This is a genomic window from Pontibacter sp. JAM-7, from assembly GCF_048548695.2.
In the GTDB taxonomy this organism is placed as follows: domain Bacteria; phylum Pseudomonadota; class Gammaproteobacteria; order Pseudomonadales; family Balneatricaceae; genus Neptuniibacter.
The window spans coordinates 179,355-198,303 of the sequence record NZ_JBLYIF020000003.1; the positions used below are offsets into that span (position 1 = coordinate 179,355).

19 protein-coding genes are annotated in these 18,949 nt (G+C 51.8%); 12 read left to right on the forward strand and 7 right to left on the reverse strand.

Going from position 1 to position 18,949, the window contains the following annotated elements; translation table 11 throughout:
* Window positions 1–51 precede the first annotated feature (51 nt).
* Together ACFVYJ_RS05280 and ACFVYJ_RS05285 are read left to right on the forward strand one after the other, a co-directional pair.
* Complete coding sequence (locus tag ACFVYJ_RS05280; protein WP_419413998.1) at window positions 52–1,632, forward strand: peptide chain release factor 3; 1,581 nt, start codon at window positions 52–54, stop codon at window positions 1,630–1,632.
* A 75-nt stretch (window positions 1,633–1,707) separates the two neighbouring features.
* On the forward strand, window positions 1,708–2,484 hold the full coding sequence (locus ACFVYJ_RS05285) for a TatD family hydrolase (RefSeq protein WP_419413999.1): 777 nt from the start codon (window positions 1,708–1,710) through the stop codon (window positions 2,482–2,484).
* Window positions 2,485–2,492: 8 nt separating this feature from the next.
* Here the strand turns inward: ACFVYJ_RS05285 and ACFVYJ_RS05290 are convergent, their stop codons facing one another.
* Together ACFVYJ_RS05290 and ACFVYJ_RS05295 are read right to left on the reverse strand one after the other, a co-directional pair.
* Window positions 2,493–2,897: a hypothetical protein gene (locus ACFVYJ_RS05290; protein ID WP_419414000.1), complete on the reverse strand. Its 405-nt coding sequence runs from the start codon at window positions 2,895–2,897 to the stop codon at window positions 2,493–2,495.
* A gap of 33 nt (window positions 2,898–2,930) precedes the next feature.
* Window positions 2,931–4,796 carry a beta-ketoacyl synthase gene (locus ACFVYJ_RS05295; RefSeq protein WP_419414001.1) on the reverse strand — a complete coding sequence of 622 codons (1,866 nt, stop codon included), beginning with the start codon at window positions 4,794–4,796 and terminating at the stop codon, window positions 2,931–2,933.
* 254 nt (window positions 4,797–5,050) lie between these two features.
* On the opposite strand from ACFVYJ_RS05295, the gene ACFVYJ_RS05300 reads away from it, so the two are divergent.
* The gene (locus ACFVYJ_RS05300; protein ID WP_419414002.1) at window positions 5,051–5,707 is read left to right on the forward strand and encodes a YiaD family glycine zipper/OmpA-like lipoprotein; all 657 of its coding nucleotides are present in this window, start codon (window positions 5,051–5,053) and stop codon (window positions 5,705–5,707) included.
* A gap of 71 nt (window positions 5,708–5,778) precedes the next feature.
* On the opposite strand, the gene ACFVYJ_RS05305 is transcribed toward ACFVYJ_RS05300, so the two are convergent.
* Window positions 5,779–6,237 carry a hypothetical protein gene (locus ACFVYJ_RS05305; RefSeq protein ID WP_419414003.1) on the reverse strand — a complete coding sequence of 153 codons (459 nt, stop codon included), beginning with the start codon at window positions 6,235–6,237 and terminating at the stop codon, window positions 5,779–5,781.
* 19 nt (window positions 6,238–6,256) lie between these two features.
* Window positions 6,257–7,468, reverse strand: coding sequence for a flagellar assembly protein T N-terminal domain-containing protein (locus ACFVYJ_RS05310; RefSeq protein ID WP_419414004.1), 1,212 nt, complete (start codon window positions 7,466–7,468; stop codon window positions 6,257–6,259).
* A gap of 146 nt (window positions 7,469–7,614) precedes the next feature.
* Between ACFVYJ_RS05310 and ACFVYJ_RS05315 the strand changes: the two genes are divergently transcribed.
* Together ACFVYJ_RS05315 and ACFVYJ_RS05320 are read left to right on the forward strand one after the other, a co-directional pair.
* Window positions 7,615–8,304: a FlgO family outer membrane protein gene (locus ACFVYJ_RS05315; protein ID WP_419414005.1), complete on the forward strand. Its 690-nt coding sequence runs from the start codon at window positions 7,615–7,617 to the stop codon at window positions 8,302–8,304.
* Entirely contained in the window at window positions 8,301–8,795 is a 495-nt protein-coding gene (locus ACFVYJ_RS05320) for an LPP20 family lipoprotein (protein ID WP_419414006.1), read from the forward strand. The genes ACFVYJ_RS05315 and ACFVYJ_RS05320 overlap by 4 nt, the downstream gene beginning before the upstream one ends.
* 9 nt (window positions 8,796–8,804) lie before the next feature.
* Here ACFVYJ_RS05320 and ACFVYJ_RS05325 read toward each other — a convergent pair whose 3' ends face one another.
* From ACFVYJ_RS05325 to map, 3 genes are read right to left on the reverse strand one after another with little or no spacing between them, the layout of a single operon-like run.
* Complete coding sequence (locus ACFVYJ_RS05325) at window positions 8,805–9,098, reverse strand: DUF1244 domain-containing protein (protein WP_419414007.1); 294 nt, start codon at window positions 9,096–9,098, stop codon at window positions 8,805–8,807.
* Window positions 9,099–9,110: 12 nt separating this feature from the next.
* Window positions 9,111–11,807 carry a [protein-PII] uridylyltransferase gene (locus ACFVYJ_RS05330; protein ID WP_419414008.1) on the reverse strand — a complete coding sequence of 899 codons (2,697 nt, stop codon included), beginning with the start codon at window positions 11,805–11,807 and terminating at the stop codon, window positions 9,111–9,113.
* Window positions 11,808–11,835: 28 nt separating this feature from the next.
* Complete coding sequence (map, locus tag ACFVYJ_RS05335) at window positions 11,836–12,606, reverse strand: type I methionyl aminopeptidase (protein WP_419414009.1); 771 nt, start codon at window positions 12,604–12,606, stop codon at window positions 11,836–11,838.
* 257 nt (window positions 12,607–12,863) lie between these two features.
* Between map and rpsB the strand changes: the two genes are divergently transcribed.
* From rpsB to rseP, 7 genes are all read left to right on the forward strand, one after another.
* Window positions 12,864–13,604, forward strand: a complete 741-nt coding sequence (gene rpsB, locus ACFVYJ_RS05340) for a 30S ribosomal protein S2 (RefSeq protein ID WP_419414010.1) — start codon at window positions 12,864–12,866, stop codon at window positions 13,602–13,604.
* 107 nt (window positions 13,605–13,711) lie between these two features.
* Window positions 13,712–14,572 (forward strand): translation elongation factor Ts, encoded by an 861-nt coding sequence (gene tsf / locus ACFVYJ_RS05345; protein ID WP_419414011.1) that lies wholly within the window; start codon window positions 13,712–13,714, stop codon window positions 14,570–14,572.
* A 100-nt stretch (window positions 14,573–14,672) separates the two neighbouring features.
* Window positions 14,673–15,431, forward strand: coding sequence for a UMP kinase (gene pyrH, locus ACFVYJ_RS05350; protein ID WP_419414012.1), 759 nt, complete (start codon window positions 14,673–14,675; stop codon window positions 15,429–15,431).
* Complete coding sequence (gene frr / locus ACFVYJ_RS05355) at window positions 15,421–15,978, forward strand: ribosome recycling factor (protein WP_419414013.1); 558 nt, start codon at window positions 15,421–15,423, stop codon at window positions 15,976–15,978. The genes pyrH and frr overlap by 11 nt, the downstream gene beginning before the upstream one ends.
* Before the next feature lie 39 nt (window positions 15,979–16,017).
* Window positions 16,018–16,779: a polyprenyl diphosphate synthase gene (gene uppS / locus ACFVYJ_RS05360; protein WP_419414014.1), complete on the forward strand. Its 762-nt coding sequence runs from the start codon at window positions 16,018–16,020 to the stop codon at window positions 16,777–16,779.
* Complete coding sequence (locus tag ACFVYJ_RS05365) at window positions 16,772–17,584, forward strand: phosphatidate cytidylyltransferase (RefSeq protein WP_419414015.1); 813 nt, start codon at window positions 16,772–16,774, stop codon at window positions 17,582–17,584. Before uppS ends, ACFVYJ_RS05365 begins: the two co-directional genes overlap by 8 nt.
* A gap of 8 nt (window positions 17,585–17,592) precedes the next feature.
* Complete coding sequence (gene rseP, locus ACFVYJ_RS05370) at window positions 17,593–18,945, forward strand: sigma E protease regulator RseP (RefSeq protein WP_419414016.1); 1,353 nt, start codon at window positions 17,593–17,595, stop codon at window positions 18,943–18,945.
* Window positions 18,946–18,949 lie beyond the last annotated feature (4 nt).

Below are 18,949 nucleotides of genomic sequence, written 5' to 3' on the forward strand. Positions count from 1 at the left end.
GCGTGCCTATTTTGCAGGGGACTGCCCCCGAACAGACTGTAGAGCATAAAGATGAGTCGTTTTCAGGAAGACGTGAACAAACGTCGAACCTTCGCCATTATTTCCCACCCGGATGCTGGTAAAACCACCATTACTGAAAAGTTGTTGTTGTTCGGACAGCTGATTCAGAAGGCCGGAACAGTAAAGGGCAAAAAAAGTGATCGGCATGCCACATCTGACTGGATGACGATGGAGCAGGAGCGCGGCATCTCGATCACCTCCTCGGTCATGCAGTTTCCCTACAATGAACGGGTCGTTAACCTGCTCGATACGCCGGGGCATGAGGACTTTTCCGAAGATACCTATCGCACCCTGACGGCAGTGGACTCTGCGTTGATGGTGGTGGACGGTGCCAAAGGTGTCGAGGAACGTACCATCAAGCTGATGGATGTTTGCCGTCTGCGTGATACACCGATTTTTTCCTTTGTGAACAAGATGGACCGCGATATCCGTGATCCCATTGAGTTGCTGGATGAAATTGAGGAGGTGCTGAAAATCGCAGCAGCCCCGATCACTTGGCCGATTGGCATGGGACAGTTATTCAAGGGTATTTATAACCTCTACACCGATACCATCTATCTGTTTCAGCCGGGCAAAGGCCATACCATTCCTGAAGACCTGCGGATTAATGGCCTCGATACAGACGAGGCGCGTAGCCTGCTGGGTGATGAGTATGAAGATTTAGTCGAAGAGATCGAACTGGTGCGGGGTGCTACCCATGAATGGGATCGGGATGCGTTTCTCGCAGGGGAGCTGACACCGGTTTACTTTGGGACGGCATTGGCAAACTTTGGTGTGCGTGAAATGCTCGACGATTTTGTGGAGTGGGCTCCGGCACCGTTGCCACGCCCAACCCTCACGCGACAAGTCGAGCCTGAAGAGGAACCGTTTTCCGGCTTTGTGTTTAAGATCCAGGCCAATATGGACCCGAAACATCGGGATAGGGTCGCCTTCATGCGGATCTGTTCGGGGAAATACTCCCGGGGTATGAAAATGCGGCATACCCGCATCAATAAGGACATCAAGATTTCTGATGCGGTTACCTTTATTGCCGGTGACCGGGAAAACGTCGAGGAAGCCTGGTCAGGCGATATTATTGGCTTGCATAACCACGGCACTATCCAGATTGGCGATACTTTTACCGCCGGAGAAGATCTCAAATACACCGGTATTCCTCACTTTGCGCCTGAGATGTTCCGCCGGGTACGGCCGACAGATCCACTGAAAATGAAACAGTTACAGAAAGGTTTGCAGCAACTGTCTGAAGAGGGTGCCGTGCAGTTGTTTCAGCCACTGAAAAACAACGATCTAGTGCTGGGCGCAGTGGGGCAGCTGCAGTTTGATGTTGTGGTCTACCGCCTCAGAGATGAGTACAAGGTAGAGTGCCTTTACGAGGCCATTAGTGTGCAGACGGCACGCTGGGTTGAGTGTGATGATAATAAGATGCTGACCGAGTTTCAGCGTAAAAACCACGATAATTTATCCATTGATGGCAGCGGTTTGCTGACGTATCTGGCGCCTACCCGGGTTAATCTCAGTCTGGCGCAAGAACGGTGGCCAGAGGTGGCGTTCAGGGCCACTCGAGAACATTAAAAGGTCGCAAAAACCGTGCTGTGAAGCGCGGTTTTTTTATTTGTACCGTCGGCGTTGCCGTTTTAGGCTTATAACATGATGCCTGAATTAGTTGATAGCCATTGCCATCTGGATTTCGCCTGTTTTGATGACGATCGGACAGCGTTACTTGCTGCTGCAAAACAGCAGGGGGTTGGCGCCATTGTTGTGCCCGGTGTAACGGCCAGTGGCTGGCCGGCTTTACAGCGATTATGTCAGCAGCATAGCGCGTTGTTTCCTGCATTTGGTCTGCATCCCTGTTTCCTGGATCAACATAGGCAGGAAGACCTGCATTTGTTGTCAGAGCTGGTGTCTCAGGCCCCGGTGGTGGCGATAGGCGAGATCGGTCTGGACCTGTTTGATCCGCAGGCTGATTTGGCTGCTCAATTATCATTTCTGATCCCACAACTCGAGTTGGCGAAGCAGCGTCAGCTACCGGTTATCCTGCATGTGCGCAAAGCGCATGATCAGATGCTGCAGCAGTTGCGGCGGCTTCAATTAGCGCGTGGGGGGATTGTGCATGCCTTTTCTGGCAGTCTGCAGCAGGCTGAACAGTATCTGCAGCTTGGCTTCCGGCTAGGGCTGGGTGGTGGTATTACCTATCTGCGTGCCAATCGACTGCGCAAACTGGTACAGACTCTGCCGCTGGGCAGTTTTGTACTGGAAACAGATGCGCCGGATATGCCTCTGGCAGGTTATCAGGGCCAGAGGAATGAGCCGTCAAGGGTCAGGCTGGTGGCAGAAGCGTTGGCAGGGTTAAAGCAGTGCAGCCTGGCAGAGGTTGCCGAGGTCACTACAATGACTGCCCGGCAGGTGCTGAAGCTGGCTGTTTGATTCGGGTTTTATCCCCCCGGAGCGTTGGTGTGCTCAATAATAATATCGCTGAGGGTGTTCCACACCAGGTCGGTACGCGTTGTTTTAGGTACCCGAAAAAATCTGCCATCACGTCCAACGGGTGTCGCTTGATAGGCGCCGTCAGATGGGTTCATCAAAATCAACATCAGGCTCACGGGGTAGTTAGGCCCGGTGATCTCCTGCTGGTAGGCGTGTTCGATAGGGCTAAGCATACTGCGCGCGGAAACAATTTTGGTCATATCCAGGCAGTTGGCCGAGGCTCCGCGGCAGAAAAACCGGTTCTCCCGATCGATTGCATAGAAGCTTTCATCGCTATTGGCGGACAGCTCGCTAAGGCTCAGGCAGCCGCTCAGTGTTGCGGCCAGTATGATCATCGAAATTGCTTTTAGCACGTTAGACTCCTTGCTTAATATCCTGACTGCAAACTAGCAGAGGTCCTTGAATGGATTATCCGTATCCAGACTGATGCTGTTAGGGTACCCCGGCAGCTTTATCTCCCGGTCAGTGATCGTCAGATCCTCGCCCTGTAAAACGTTGTAGTCATAGCGGTAAATGGGTCGCCGATCGCCGTTCAGGCTTGCTGTATTGTATTCTGCTGCTGAAGCGCGTGTGGTTTCCCGGCGCTTGGCATAAGCAGCAAGCTGGTCTTTGTCGTAACGGCGCGCCAGCAACTGTTCGGTAACATGGGGTGCCAGGATGGGTGCCGAGGCATTGTTGCCACCAAAGCCTTTCGAGTTCAGTAGCACGGCATCAATGCCGGTATTGCCAACCTCAAGGTGGGTGTTGCTGAGCAGTAAGTTAGATTTATGCACATCATCGGCAAATGCCGGGGTGGTGATAATGCCCGGGATATAACCATACTGCCAGGTGCCCAGGGATGACGTCAGTTGGTCACCACCGGCGGTGCCCTGAGAGTGGCCGATATAGCACTTGATGGCAGAAACCGGCCAGTTTTCAATGCCGAATGCTTTTGCGGTTTCGTTGATTACATGGGACTCGGTTACCCGGTTCTGAGGTGTGCTGGTACCATGTGCTTGCACAAAACTGCGCTGTTTAAGTGCTGTGTCGCCGAGCATATTCCGTACTAAGCCTGCGGCCTTGCCCAGGGTGATGTAGTTGCCAATGCCGGGAGCTGAAATCGATTTTTTATGGCCATCTGCGTTAACGAATACCTCAGGTACCGCGCCATAAACTTCAGCGCCGAGTTCGATTGCCAGGTCATCACTCATCAACACGACAAACTGGCTACTTTCACCAATGGTGAAGCCGCAGTTGTTGCCAAATGGGCGACAGGCAGAGCGGTAGTGTTCTGCCATCAGTTCGTCGACCTGATTCAGGTTGCGCAGATCTTTATCTTCGGCCAGAGCACCCATGGCGCGAAAGCCTTCGATAATCTCTTCGGTCACGGGTGCGTCGCTACCGCCAACCAGTACTAGCTTGCGTTTGCCATTGCGAATGTCTTCAACCCCGTGTTTCAGGTTGTAGAGGAAGGTGGCGCAAGCGCCCAGTGCACCGCCAGTGGCACCCACATTGCCGAGGATATAGGCGTTGATAAAATCAGCTGGCATCTGGGCATAACCTAATGGCATCTGTTTAGACGTAGTGCGTCTACCCAGGGCCGGAAACTTAGTCAGGCCGCCAAAACCCAGGTCATCGAGCTGGCCGATGGAGTTGCTGGCATAGACGGCTATCTGGTCCGGACTGATCTTGCTGGTCAGTTGTTCCAGTGTCAGGCCTGTGGAGTAGAGTGCATCAGACGCGGCATAGACGGTCATCTGCAAATTGCGCGGATGGTTGCGTGACTGGTACAGGGTGCCGGGTTTGAAACCGGTGGGTAGCATCCCGGCTGATTGCACTTGCGCGGGTTTACTGTCTGGCAGGATCATGTCGAGCTGTCCCCGTACTTCAATATCAAAATAGCCGGGGCTGTTCTCTGTTACTGTCCAGTTTGCTGGGATTCGCAGCGGCATCTGGCGCTTGCGCAATCTGAAACTTACCGGCTCTGCGCCAAAGTCTGCGCTGGCGGGTTTGTTAAACATGACATGATTTACATCAAACCAGTCAGGCTCAATGTGCCGGATCAGGGTGCCATTCAAGATCTGTGTTTGCTGTTCTAATATTTGCTCAGGGCTGCAGTTCATTCCCATCAATGTTGCCAGATCAGACAGGGTCTCCTGACGACTCTGGGCGTCCAGCGTATCCAGTATCAGGCGTTTATAGGCCTGATGAAAGGAAGCACGTCCTGCGGGATTGATACCACCAAAACCGACAATGACAGGAAGCTGGGACAATGGAATCTCCTTTGGCGGTAGAGCGAAGTGGCTAAATGCAATGTCTTATACTGCAGTTCACTCTGTACAATTAGCAAAAAAACAGACTGGCCATTTTATCGGTGTTTCCCTGCACTGACTAGCGCGTATATGGCAATATTTTGTCAAACTGTGTGTTGAAACGGTTATGTTGGCTTATTCAGTCACGCTTAATGAACCGCAATTGATACTCATGGGTCATACTCATCCAAGGGATAGGTCAAAGGAGAAATAACATGAAAAAGATCATTGTCGTGGGTGCGACTGTCTGCTTACTGAGCGCCTGTACCACGCTTGATCCCTACACGGGTGAAGAAAAAGTCAGTAATACCACCAAAGGTGCCGGCATTGGCGCGGCGGCAGGTGCTGTACTGGGAGCTGCGGTTTCCAGTAGAAAAGATCGTGGCAAGGGGGCTGTGATCGGCGCATTAGTCGGTGGTGCCGTTGGTGGTGGTGTTGGGTATAACATGGATCAGCAGGAAGCTCTGCTGCGGCAGGAGTTGCAGAATACCGGGGTTCAGATAGAGCGCATAGGCGACACTATCCGCTTGATTATGCCGGGCAATATTACCTTTGCCTTGAATTCGGATCAGATTGACCGGGGCTTCTATCCGGTATTGGATTCCGTGGTGAAAGTGCTGGTCAAGTTTAATCAGACTGAACTGAAGGTGGATGGGTTTACCGATAGCAGTGGTTCGTTTGAGCTTAACCAGAAACTTTCGGAACGCAGAGCCATTCAGGTGGCGGATTATCTGGTGTCATCGGGCGTCGATCAGTTGCGAGTTAACGCGCAGGGTTATGGTGAGCGCTACCCCGTGGCAACCAATGATACTGCCAGTGGTCGCGCGGCGAATCGTCGGGTAGAGATCAATATTATTGGCCAGCGCCGCTAAGTACTGAGTTAGAGTGTTGCGCGAAAAAGACAGCGTTGGCTGTCTTTTTTTTGGGTAAATTTAGGGTTGGGTCAGGGGGCAACTGACTTGAAGGCATTCAAGGCGCCCTTTACGGGAAAAGTCACTGTACGGAACTGACCTTGGGCCAGGGGAATGGCAATGCCAAGGTGGTTACTGTCCAGAATCAGACGCTGCATGGTTTTGTAATCTTTCATAACCAGGTTATACGTCGCATCTTTTTGGGCACAAATGGCGTTGATTAACTGGCTGCGTTTACCGTTGCTGACCAGTGTGGGGTAGCTTTTACCATGCCTGCAGCGTAATTCCGGCTGCAGGATAAAGGCGCAGCCCCGCTGGCCCTCACGGAAACAGCGGTACACCAGATTATGGTTGGTATCTTTTTGGCGGGTAATTGCCAGGCGGTCGCCATTTTTGGCTGTGATCAGGGACCAGTCATCCAGTTGGCTTGGCGTTGCCTGGCCCAAACCGTTAACGATAAGTGTGGTAAGAAACACCAAAGAGTTAGACATGCGTGCTCCGCCGTTTAGGTTAATCGGCGATCACTATATCACCAGGACGGATGTTGAATTGCCGACTATCGCCATTGATCTGTCCCATGGCTGCATTTGGCTGCACTTGTTTAATCGTCAGGCTTTGTCGGGTGTTCACTAATCTTTGCTGGGTCTGGCCCGCGACAAAGTGGGTTTCATTGCGGTAGACAGTTAGCCGATCGCCCTGAGTGAGCCCGGCGCGCTGTCCGGCAGCTAGCCAAAGCGTAGTGCCATCCGCTTCAATGATACTGGTCTTAAACGGCTGACAAGTAATGACATCGCTGATCTGTTGCGCTGCCTGTCCCAATAACCGCATCACTTTTTGGCCGTAATCCTGTTGCAGGAAACCCTGATTATTAAAGCCGATACGGGCTTCGGGCGGCAAATTCCAAAGTCCTGCGGTCTGTAGTGTTTGTTGCCAGACAAGCTGGCCGTTGTATCCATCATGGATATATAGATCCAGCTGGAATTGCCGCAGGTGTTTGCGGCTTCTGTAATCCAGCCGGTTATAGAGTTCGACAAAGAAGTTGTTTTCACTCAGGGTTCTTGGGTCGAGCATGGATAGATCGCGAATGATGCCGCTGGCGATGAAGTTGAGGCCCGGTTGGTTTAAGTGATGCGCCAGGCTGGGTAAAAGGTTGGTGTTAAGGGCTTGCGCTGAAACGGCTTCGGGTTTGGTGTGCAGAGTAAAGTCTGTTGCATTCAGTGCATGAAACTTCCCCTGCTGATTAGTCAGTTGGCTGAGCTGAACGGGTATCGCCTTCGGCATATCATTTAACTGGCCATGGTTTGCTTGTCGTGGATGCAGCAGAGGGAAACCGGTAAAAGCGATGGTTTTCTGATAGTGGTTACTGCTGCCATTGCTGCAGCCTTCATCTATATTGACTTCGGCGCGGATACGTACCTGAAGCAATGTTCCGATAACTTTTTCATCCAAGAGTTCAACGTTGCTGACTTTGCCTAGGGTGCTGACCTGCATGTTGTCGATTTCGAGAATGCCTTCGCGGACGACTTGGTTGCCTGAGACATAAACGGCTGCCTGCATAGCAGCCTGCTGACTGGCATCCTGAATAGCCGCTTGTCTTGCTGAAACGATGTCGTTACCAAGAATAGGGGACTGTCCTTCAGCTTCAAGGGTAATGGCATACGCTGGTAAGGCGAAGATCCAGCAGATTAGCAATACAAGGGAATAACGAGTTGAATTCAACATGTGCGCTCAATGGCCGAAAAAACTAATCAGAACACTATGCAATTGACGGCGTTTTGTAAATGCTATTACACGTGCGGCAGTGATGTGATTCCCACGTGGCTTTTGATTGTGTTAGATTGGCGAGCAGACTCGGTGCCGGAATAACTATGAAAAAACTGTTGCTATTATCAATCACTCTTCTTTCACTAAGCGGATGTTTGCAGCAGTCTGGCCAACAGCAGCCGGTCAGTGTGCATGTAGAAAGTGTCAGTGAGTCAGCGGCGGCTCAGCTCAGCCAGCAACCCCAGTCTGTGACAGCTGCAACTGCTTTAAGTTATGTTGATGGCTCAGCAGGCACCCAGGACTTTATTAGTCAGGCGGTGGCAGAAATGGCGGTGCAACTGGAGCAGGGTCTAGATCAAAATCATATCCAGCGCCTGCCTTTGGCCGTCATCCCTTTCGTTCAGCTCATGCAGCCTAGTCAGTCTGGCCCAATGGGAGAACGCTTGGCGGAAAGCTTTGTCTATCAGTTGCAACAACGCGGTTACAACCTGGTGGATTACCGTGCGGTCAGCTTAGTGACCACCAGTAAAGAGCCGCTGTCACGACGTAATTTGTCGGGTTTGCGTCAGCAATTCAAAATCTATTTTGTGCTTACCGGAACTTATGCTCAGCATCCTGATGGCGTGGTCATAAATGCGCGGTTATTGGATACCACTACCCGACAAGTGCTGGCGTCCGGGCAAACCCATATTAGCAATGATCGGCTGGAAGGTGGTTTGCCGGGTTATGACCCCGTCAAAGCCTTGGAACAGGGTTTCATTGTCGAAAACGGACCGGGGTATTCGGATAAATGAAGATGGCTTATTTGCAGCAATGGAAACGGCGGCTAGCGCACAGTATCGTACTGAGCGGTTTGCTACTGGTATTGTCCGGTTGCGAAACCATTACTCAGTCAATGGTTGATGTTGCTGAGGCCCTGCCTGATGTGAACCTGGCGCCTGAAGTGCATGAGCCGCTGCAGCCTAACTGGGTGCAGGCGACCGGCTATGCGCCGATCAGTTTGCAGCCAGGTCAAACGCAACAGCAAAAAATGCTGATGGCGATGCGGGCCTCGAAGCTTAGGGCTTACCAGGAACTGGCCGGGGTGGTGCATGGGCAGTATCTGTATGGCACCACGACTGTGCAGGATATGGTGGTGCAGAGTGATGAATTCAAAACCGCAGTGGCGGGTATAGTTCGCGGTGCCCGGGTAGTGAAAACCTACCCGGTACAGGATGACACTTATGCCACGGTACTTGAAGTTGATCTGAACCAGGTGCAGCGTGCCTGGGTGGTGCCTAACTGATACCAGAGTTCAGCCTTTCTGTTTTTCCTCAAATGCGGCCAGTTGTTCAGGGGTCGCTGCCGGCTGATATTTTGCTTTCCAGTCATTGTAAGGCTCGCCGTATATCAGCTCCCGGGCTGCTTCGTATTCCAGGCTTTCGCCGCGGGCATCGGCTTCTGCCTGATACCACTTACTCAGGCAGTTACGGCAGAAGTTGGCCAAAATCATCAGGTCAATATTCTGCACTTCTTTATGTGCATCTAAATGTTCCAGCAGGCGCCTGAAAACGGCGGCTTCTATTTCGGTACGGGTTTGGGGTGTCATGGCACTATGTTCCTATTCGTCTTGAAGGTGCTCGTCCAGTTGCTGGCAGATTTCCCGTTGCAGCGCCTGGCAGAGCATGGGATCTGCAATCGGCAGGTCATCGGCATCGGTGACAAAGAAAAAGTCTTCTACCCGCTCGCCGACACTCGAAATACGTGCCTTGCGGACAGATAGGTTGTGAGTTGAAAAGATCATGCCAATACGTGCCAGCAGGCCCGGACGGTCTGGTGTGTTGACTTCAATCACGGTTTGTTGCGATACCGGGTCATTACTCAAATACACCTTGGTGGGTGTGGCAAACAGTTTCATTTGCCGCGGAACCCGTCGCTGGATGATGTCGGGGTAGTCTTCGGGGTCGTCCAGCTCATCGATCAGGCGTTGCTTGATCTCATTCAGTTGGTCGGGGTTCTCCGACAGCGGGGTGTTGTCATCAGATAGCACGGTGTAGGTGTTAAGGGCGTGGCCGTTGTCGGTGACGATAATCCGGGCATCCTGGATATTCAGATGTAACTGATCCATGGTGGAGACTGTTGCTGCAAACAGGTTTTGAATATCCCGACTGTAGATGAAGATTTCGGTGGCACCCTCATATAGCCTGTGGGACGTATGACGGATCATTACCAAAGGCAAATCGGTTGCGGTGTGTTCCAGAATCGCCTGGGTGTGTTCAGAGATGCTTTGGGCGGTCTCACGCAGGAAATAATCATCGCCGATGGTATCCCAGAAGTCTTTCACATTTTCTGAATTGATGCCTAGGCGTTTCAGTAAAAACAGCGCCTCATCCTGGATCTGTTCGATACGATCCTCTTTATTCACCGGATTTTCCAGGCCGCGGCGCAGGGCGCGTTTAGTATCGGTATATAGCTTGCGCATCAGGGTGGCGCGCCAGCTGTTCCAGAGGCTTTCATTGGTAGCGTTGATGTCAGCAATGGTCAGGACGTAGAGGTAATCAAGGTGCAGTACATCGCGGACCTGGGTGGCGAATGTGTGAATCACATCGGGGTCAGAGATGTCTTTGCGTTGCGCTGTCATCGACATTAACAGGTGGTTTTGTACCAGCCATGCCACTAGGTGTCGGTCCCACTTCCCAAGGTGGTGCTCTTCGCAGAAGGCATGGGCATCGACTGCGCCCAGTTCGGAGTGATCGCCACCGCGCCCCTTGCCAATGTCGTGGAATAACGCAGCAATATACAGCAGCTCGATTTTGGGTAGTTGGTTGACGATGCGGTGGGCAATAGGAAAGGCTTCACGGAACTCTTTGTGTCGCAGTTGGCGGCATTTCTGGATCACTTTCAGCGTATGCGCATCCACCGTGTATATATGGAACAGGTCGTGCTGCATCTGGCCGATAATGCGGCCAAAGGCGGGTAGGTAAAGTCCCAGGATGCCGTAGCGGGTCATGCGTCGCACCTCAGTCGAAACTCCTTCGGGTGAGCGCATTAACTCCATGAACAGACTGGTGTTGCGAATGTCGTTGCGAAACTCTTCGTCTACCCGGTGCCGATTATCGCGAATTAAGCGGATAGTGGTGGCGCGGACGCCTTGAATATGTGGATTTTGTGCTAACAGCACAAAGGCTTCCATCAGGGCAAAGGGGTGATGCTCAAAGACACTGGGATAGGCGACTTCAAGGTAGCCATTATGAATCTGAAAGCGACTGTTAAGTGGTGTGATAACTTGCTCTTCATCGGCGCGCAGGATGGCTTCGTCAAAATGCTGCAACAGCATGTCGTTAAACTCAGATAGCGTAATGGCAATACGATAGTACTTGCTCATGAACTGCTCGACTGCCAGTGAGCCCTGCGTGTCCTTGTAACCAAAAAACTCTGCCAGTGTACGCTGGTGGTCAAATAACAGGCGGTCTTCTTTGCGTCCGCTGAGCATATGCAGGGCATAGCGGACACTCCACAGGTAGAGCTCACCTTTGTTTAGGATGTCCAGCTCGTTCTCGGTGACAAAGTTGTCATCCACCAGGTCGCGAATAAAGGTGGCACCAAAGTGACGTTTGGCAACCCAGCCGATGGTCTGCAAATCCCGTAGCCCGCCGGGTGAGTTTTTCAGGTTGGGTTCCAGATTGTATTCGGTGTTGTTGGTTTTGCGGTGCCGTCCGGTCTGTTCTTTCTGCTTGGCAATAAAGAATTCGCGGTCGCTCCAGGCATCTTCCGATGTTACCCGGCTGTAGATCTGCTCGTGAAGCTGATCATTCCCAATCAGGGTGCGTGACTCGATCAGGTTCGTGGCGATGGTGACATCCGCGCGAGCTTCTTCGTAGCACTCATCCATGGTGCGGACGCTGGAGCCTACATCCAGATTGATGTCCCAGAGCAGAGTGAGGAAACCGCCAATGGCATCCTGTAATGATTCTGCCTGCAAATTGTTATCGAGTAGCAGCAACAGGTCGATGTCTGATTTTGGATGCAGTTCGCCGCGGCCATAACCACCCACAGCAATTAGGGCAACCTGGTCATCCGGCCAGTCAAAGCGCTGCCAGGCAATACGGATAATACGGTCAATTTCCCAAGCGCGGCCATAAATCAGTTTGCGAATATCCTCGCCGTTGCGAAAGCGGTCGTCCAACTCCTGATCAATGGTTTGCAGGGCGCGTTTGAATACGCTGACGGAGGAGCGTGCTGCGGCGAGTTCAGCTTCGAACTCAGGCAGGTTAATGATCTGAGATTCGGCCAGCTGCTGGTGCAAGACTGTTGACATAACAGGATCCGCTAGTGAAAGGGGGGTATTAAATGGTGTCGTCCGGACGGCGGGTCAATACTTCAAAGCCGTCTGCGGTAACCAGAATCGTATGTTCCCACTGGGCAGATAGGCGTCGATCGGTGGTTTCAACAGTCCAGCCATCATGTTTTGACAGTTTAACCTGACGTTTACCGGCATTGATCATGGGTTCGATGGTGAAGGTCATGCCTTCCTGAAGTTCGACGCCGGTGCCGGGTTTGCCGTAATGCAGTACCTGCGGGTCTTCGTGAAATTCTTTGCCAATACCATGACCGCAGTACTCCCGGACCACGCTGTAGTGGTGCGATTCTGCATAGGTTTGAATGGCGTGGCCAATATCACCTAACCTGACACCGGGTTTTACCATGCGGATACCGCGATACATGCACTCCAGAGTAACATCAACCAAACGACGCGCGTGTGGCAGTTCTTTGCCGACAAAGAACATTTTGCTGGTGTCGCCGTGATAACCATCCTTGATGACCGTGATATCGATATTGATGATGTCGCCACTTTTCAATGCTTTGTCATTGGGAATGCCATGACAGACCACTTGGTTAATCGATGTGCAGATGGATTTGGGGAAGCCGTGGTAGTTCAGTGGCGCAGGGATTGCCTGCTGTTCATTGACAATATAGTCGTGGCAGATCTGGTTTAACGCATTCGTGGTCACGCCAGGCTGAACATGAGGGGCTATCATCTCCAGGACTTCTGCTGCCAGCCGCCCGGCAACGCGCATTTTTTCGATTTCATCTGGGGTCTTGATAGTGATGCTCATGGGCATGCATTTCCTTGGCAGAATTCGTTAAGGAGTTGATTGTACCAACGCACCCCATCATAGCGAAAGGTAGGAGATGAAAGGCTGTGATTTATTGTGCGGATGTGGTATAAATCCGCGCTCGATTTGGTAGGTATCTCAAAGCTGCTTATCCAGATCGATAAAAAACACACATATGCCGACACAGTGTCCAGGGTGCCCAATGGGTTTGGTTGCTGGGGTGTATGGAGGTTTAACCCAAATTTTTAGGAATACTCATGGCTAAAATTACTATGCGTGACCTGCTTAAAGCAGGCGTTCACTTCGGTCACCAGACCCGTTACTGGAACCCGAAAATGTCTAAATTCATTTTCGGCGCTCGTAACAAAATTCATATCATCAACCTTGAGCAGACTCTGCCAGCGCTGAATGGTGCTCTAGATAGCATCCAGAACATGGCTTCCAACAAGAATAAGATCCTGTTTGTTGGTACTAAGCGCGCTGCGAGCAAGATCGTCAAGGAAGAAGCAAGCCGTGCAGGCATGCCTTACGTCAATCACCGCTGGTTGGGGGGCATGCTGACTAACTACAAGACTATTCGTCAGTCTATTCGTCGTCTGCGTGAACTGGAAACTGCCAGTGAAGATGGCACTTTCACTAAGCTGACTAAAAAAGAAGCTCTGATGCGTCAGCGTGAAATGGAAAAACTGGAACGCTCCATCGGTGGTATCAAAGAGATGGGCGGTCTGCCAGATGCACTGTTCGTTATCGATGTTGATCATGAGCGTATTGCAGTGAATGAAGCTAACAAGCTGGGCATTCCTGTTATCGGTGTGGTTGATACCAACAGCAACCCTGACGGTATCGACGTTGTTATCCCTGGTAATGATGATGCACTGCGTGCCATTCAGATCTATGTTAAGTCTGCCGCTGACGCTTGCCTTGAAGGCACTGCTGCGCATGCCGGTGATAAAAACGAATTCGTAGAAGTAGATGAGTCTCAGGCGGCAGCTGAGTAATCAGCCTGTCAGGATTGCTTGATAGATTTGTCTAAATCAGGGGGGCATTGCTCCCCTTTTTTCAATTTTTTTGATTAACCCGAACTGCTCTATAGGGGTAACAGGACATGGCGAATATTTCCGCTGCAATGGTTAAAGATCTGCGTGATCGCACTGGTCTGGGCATGATGGAGTGCAAAAAAGCACTCAAAGAAGCTGATGGTGACATCGATAAGGCAATTGAAGAATTGCGTAAAGCCTCAGGTATGAAGGCAGCTAAAAAAGCTGGTCGTACTGCTGCTGAAGGCGTTGTTGCAGTTAAAGTTGCTGCTGACAACAGCTATGCGGTAGGTGTTGAGGTTAACTCCGAGACTGACTTCGCAGCTCGTGATGAAGGTTTTCTGGGTTTTGTGAATACCGTGCTGGAAAAAGCCTTTGCTGAGAAGGCAACTGATGTTGCTGCGCTGATGGATGGCGAGCTGAGCAATGTACGTGAAGCGCTGGTCCAGAAAATCGGTGAGAACATTGGCGTGCGTCGTCTGTTCCTGGTTGAGGGCAGCATGGTTGATGCGTATGTTCACAGCAACAATAAATTGGCAGCAATCGTTTCTCTGGATGGTGGTAATAGCGAAGTTGCACGTGATGTTGCTATGCATGTTACTGCGGTGAATCCACAAGTTGTCACCAAAGATGATATGCCTGCTGATGTGGTTGCCAAAGAGAAAGAAATTATTCTGGCGCAGCCGGATATGGCGGGTAAGCCAACCGAAATCGCTGAGAAAATGGTGATGGGTCGTATCAGCAAGTTCCTTGCTGAGAACAGCCTGGTTGAGCAGCCGTTTGTTAAAAATCCTGAACAGAAAGTGGGTCAGTTTGCCAAAGATGCTGGCGCAACCGTTCAGGCTTTCACCCGTATCGCGGTTGGTGAAGGTATCGAAGTTGAGAAAGTTAACTTTGCTGATGAAGTTGCGGCTCAGCTGAAAGGTTGATCCCCGGCTATGAAATCAAGCGATTGCGTGCACTTTGAGTGTGCGCAATCAGCTTGAATGCTGCTAAACTCACCTGGTTTGCCAAGCTGCGGAGATCCCTATGCCATCCTCTGATAAACAATCCAAATACAACCGTATACTGCTGAAATTAAGCGGTGAGGCATTAATGGGAGAGGAGCGCTTCGGCATCGACCCCAAAGTGCTGAACCGGATGGCGTTGGAAATAGGCCAGCTGGTCGGTATCGGCGTTCAGGTGGGTATGGTCATAGGCGGTGGCAATCTATTCCGGGGTGCAGCATTAAATGCAGCGGGTCTGGACCGTGTTACCGGTGATCATATGGGTATGCTGGCGACAGTGATGAATGCACTGGCCATGCGTGACGCCCTTGAGCGCAGCAATATCAATACCCGAGTGATGTCAGCCATTCCCATGAGCGGGGTGGTGGACCACTATGACCGGCGTAACGCCATGCGCTACCTGAACCAGGGCGATGTGGTGATCTTTGCGGCCGGTACCGGAAATCCATTTTTTACGACAGACTCGGCCGCCTGTTTGCGCGGCATTGAAATCGAAGCTGAGGCAGTGCTTAAGGCGACCAAGGTTGATGGTGTGTACACCGCAGACCCGGTGAAAGACCCCACTGCCCGGCGTTATCTGCACCTGAACTATGACGAGGTGCTGGAACAGCAGTTGGCTGTTATGGATCTCACTGCCATCTGTCTGACACGGGATCATAATATGCCAGTACGAGTGTTCAATATGAACAAGCCGGGTGCGCTGGCAAATCTCGTGGTGGGTGGCGATGAAGGCACGCTCATCGATTCCCGTGAAACGGTTGGAGAAAAATATGCTGAATGAAATCGTCCAGGATGCCGGCGAACGCATGCAGAAAAGTACTGATGCGCTGGTAGATAACCTGAAAAAGATCCGCACAGGCCGTGCCCATCCAAGTATTCTGGACGGCATTCAGGTCAATTACTATGGTGCGGATGTACCATTGGGTCAGGTGGCGAATATCGCTGTTGAAGATGGCCGTACCTTGTCTATTGTGCCATGGGAAAAGCCCATGGTAACCGTGATTGAAAAAGCCATTATGACCTCTGATCTGGGTTTGAATCCTTCGACTGCAGGTGACGTGATCCGTGTGCCTATGCCAGCACTGACTGAGGAAACGCGCAAAGGTTTTATTCGTCAGGCGCGGCAGGAAACAGAGAATGGTCGTGTTGCTATTCGTAATATACGTCGCGATGCGAATTCTGACCTGAAAGATCTTAACAAGGAAAAAGAGCTGACCGATGATGAGCTGCGTAGCGGTGAAGATCAGGTGCAGAAATTGACCGATAAGTTTGTGGCAGAAGTGGACAAGCTGCTGGAACAAAAAGAAAAGGATCTGATGGAAATCTGATCCTGTATCGGAGCTGCAAGCTCCACTGGATAGACACTGATGGCTCGGGAAGAACAGTCAGGTATACGACGCAATCCTCCGCCTCGACATATTGCCATCATAATGGATGGTAATAATCGCTGGGCCAAGCAGCGCACGCTGCCTAGCCTTGCCGGTCACAAGGCAGGCGTTGATAGTGTTCGTGCGGTGATTGAAGGCTGTGCAGAGCAGGGTGTAGAAGCACTGACGCTCTTCGCCTTTAGTTCTGAGAATTGGAAGCGTCCTCCGTTGGAGGTCAAAGGTCTGATGGAGCTGTTTAAATTGGCTCTGGACCGAGAATCCAAACGCCTGAAAAAAAATGGCATACGCCTACGGGTTATCGGTGATATCACTGGTTTTAGCGCGTCATTGCAACGGAAAATCCGTGCGGCTGAAGCGCTGACCGCCGAGGGCGCTCGGTTGCAACTCAATATTGCTGCTAATTACGGTGGCCGTTGGGATATTACAACGGCAGCCCGTGAACTAGCTGAGGCATGCCTGAAGGGGGATATGACCCCTGATCAGGTCACTGAAGCTGAGCTTGCTGCTCGATTATCTCTTGCTGCATTGCCCGATCCGGACCTGTGTATTCGTACTGGCGGTGAGCAACGTATTAGTAATTTCCTCATTTGGCAGTTTGCCTACACTGAACTTTATTTCGCTGACTGTTTCTGGCCGGATTTCGGCAAGGACGAGTTGCAGGAAGCCATTTATAGTTACTGCACCCGCCAACGCCGGTTTGGTAAAACCAGTGAACAGATCGAAGCGGAAGGTCATGTTTAAAGCCCGTTTTCTTACCTCAATTGTCTTGGCCCCGCTGGCAATTTATGCCGTATTTGGCTTGTCCCTGCTCCCATTTACACTGCTACTGGATCTGGTATTACTTCTGGCTGCCTGGGAGTGGGCTAACTTGTCCGGTTATCAGACACTGCAGCAGCGCCTGGGGTATCTGCTGGCGGTGGCGGCTGGTTTGGGCGGGTTACATTGGTTGCAGCCTCACTTACCTTTATCCCTGGTGCTGGGGAGCGCGTTGCTGTTTTGGTTACTGGCTTTGGTTTGGGTGTTACGTTTTCCGGCGACCTGTGGTTGGCGGCATGCCTGGCAGAGGGCGCTGATTGGCTTTGCAGTGTTGTTGCCCTGCTGGTTTGCGTTGGTGCAGGTAAAGTCGCACCCGCAGGCTGAGTTTTGGTTGTTGTGTTTACTGTTGTTGGTATGGGGTGCTGATGTCGGCGCGTATATTGCTGGTAAAAGTCTGGGGCGCAATAAACTGGCACCTAAGGTCAGTCCTGGGAAAACCAGAGAAGGCCTGCTAGGTGGATTGTTGACCTGTTTTGCTGTGGGTGTGGGGTTTTCAATTTGGCTTGAACTTGATCTGCAAGCGGGCGTCTTATTGATGCTATTGGCGGTCTGTACCGGGCTAATGTCGGTTTTAGGTGATCTGTTTGAAAGTATGCTGAAGCGTGAGCGCGGTATTAAAGACAGTAGCCGTATCCTGCCTGGGCATGGTGGTATTTTGGATCGCATCGACAGCCTGACGGCCGCCGCGCCTTTTTTTGTACTTTGGCTTTATTGCTTACTTCCCGCCTGAGAGGCTGAATGACACTTTTACATACCTTGCTTGCAACCCTGGTAACACTCGGCATTCTGGTTACAGTCCATGAATGGGGGCATTTTTATATTGCGCGCCGCTGTGGTGTTAAGGTGCTGCGTTTTTCGATCGGCTTCGGCAAGCCCCTGTTGAGCTGGCGTGACCGGCACAATACTGAGTTTGTGGTGGCGGCAATTCCGCTTGGCGGTTATGTGAAAATGCTGGATGAGCGGGAGGGGGATGTCCCTGCCGATGAGCTGGCGCAGACGTTTAACAGGAAAAATGTCTGGCAACGCATTGCGATTGTAGCGGCGGGACCAGCGGTTAATCTGTTGTTTGCTGTGTTTGCCTATTGGCTGATGTTCGTGGTGGGTGTCACCACTGTTGCGCCTAAAATTGGTGCTGTGCTGCCTGAAACGCCGGCTGCGCAGGCGGGCGTTCCGGCAGGGTTTGAGGTCGTTGCGATTGACGGCAACCCGACCCTGAGTTGGGAGGAGGTCAATTTGCGCCTGGCATCCCGGGTTGGGGAAACCGGCGCGCTATCCATGAGGTTGCAGGCTGAGGGCAGTGACTATCAGATTGAAAAAGTGCTGCAGTTGAATGACTGGAAGGTCGATTTGGAGAAGCAATCTCCCGTCACTGCAATTGGGCTAGAGCCATGGCGGCCTGATGTGCCTGCAGTGATTGGTACCCTGGTGCCGGGAGAGCGGGCTGAACTGGCAGGCCTGCAATTGGGCGACCAGGTGTTGCAGATAGATGGCGAACCCGTGGCTGATTGGTATGATCTGGTAGCGCATGTGCAGGCTGCGCCCGGTCAATTGCTACAGCTCCAGTTGCTGCGTGATGGGCAAAAACTGATGCTTGATTTGACCCCCGCCGAGAAGCAGGTTGAAACGCAGCAGTTTGGATATATCGGCGCGGGAGTGCAGCCGGTTAGCTGGCCAGAGGAACAACGCAGGACTCTGCAAGAGGGGCCTTTTGCGGCGGTTGGCCATGCGTTGGCTAAGACGTGGCAGATGATTACGCTGACGCTGGATGCCATCTGGAAAATGATTGAAGGGGCAATCTCAGTAAAAAACTTGAGTGGTCCTATAACGATTGCTAAAGTGGCGGGGGCTTCAGCGGCCTCGGGTTTTGAATCCTTTGTCAGTTTTCTGGCATATCTGAGTGTCAGTCTTGGCATTCTTAACCTGTTGCCTATTCCTGTTCTGGACGGGGGGCATCTGCTTTATTATCTGGTTGAAGTGGTTACCGGACGTCCGGTGAGCGAACGCGTCCAGATGCTGGGTATGCGTTTAGGGATGGCTATTGTCATATCGCTGATGGGGATCGCCCTGCTGAACGATTTTATGCGGCTGTGAGCAT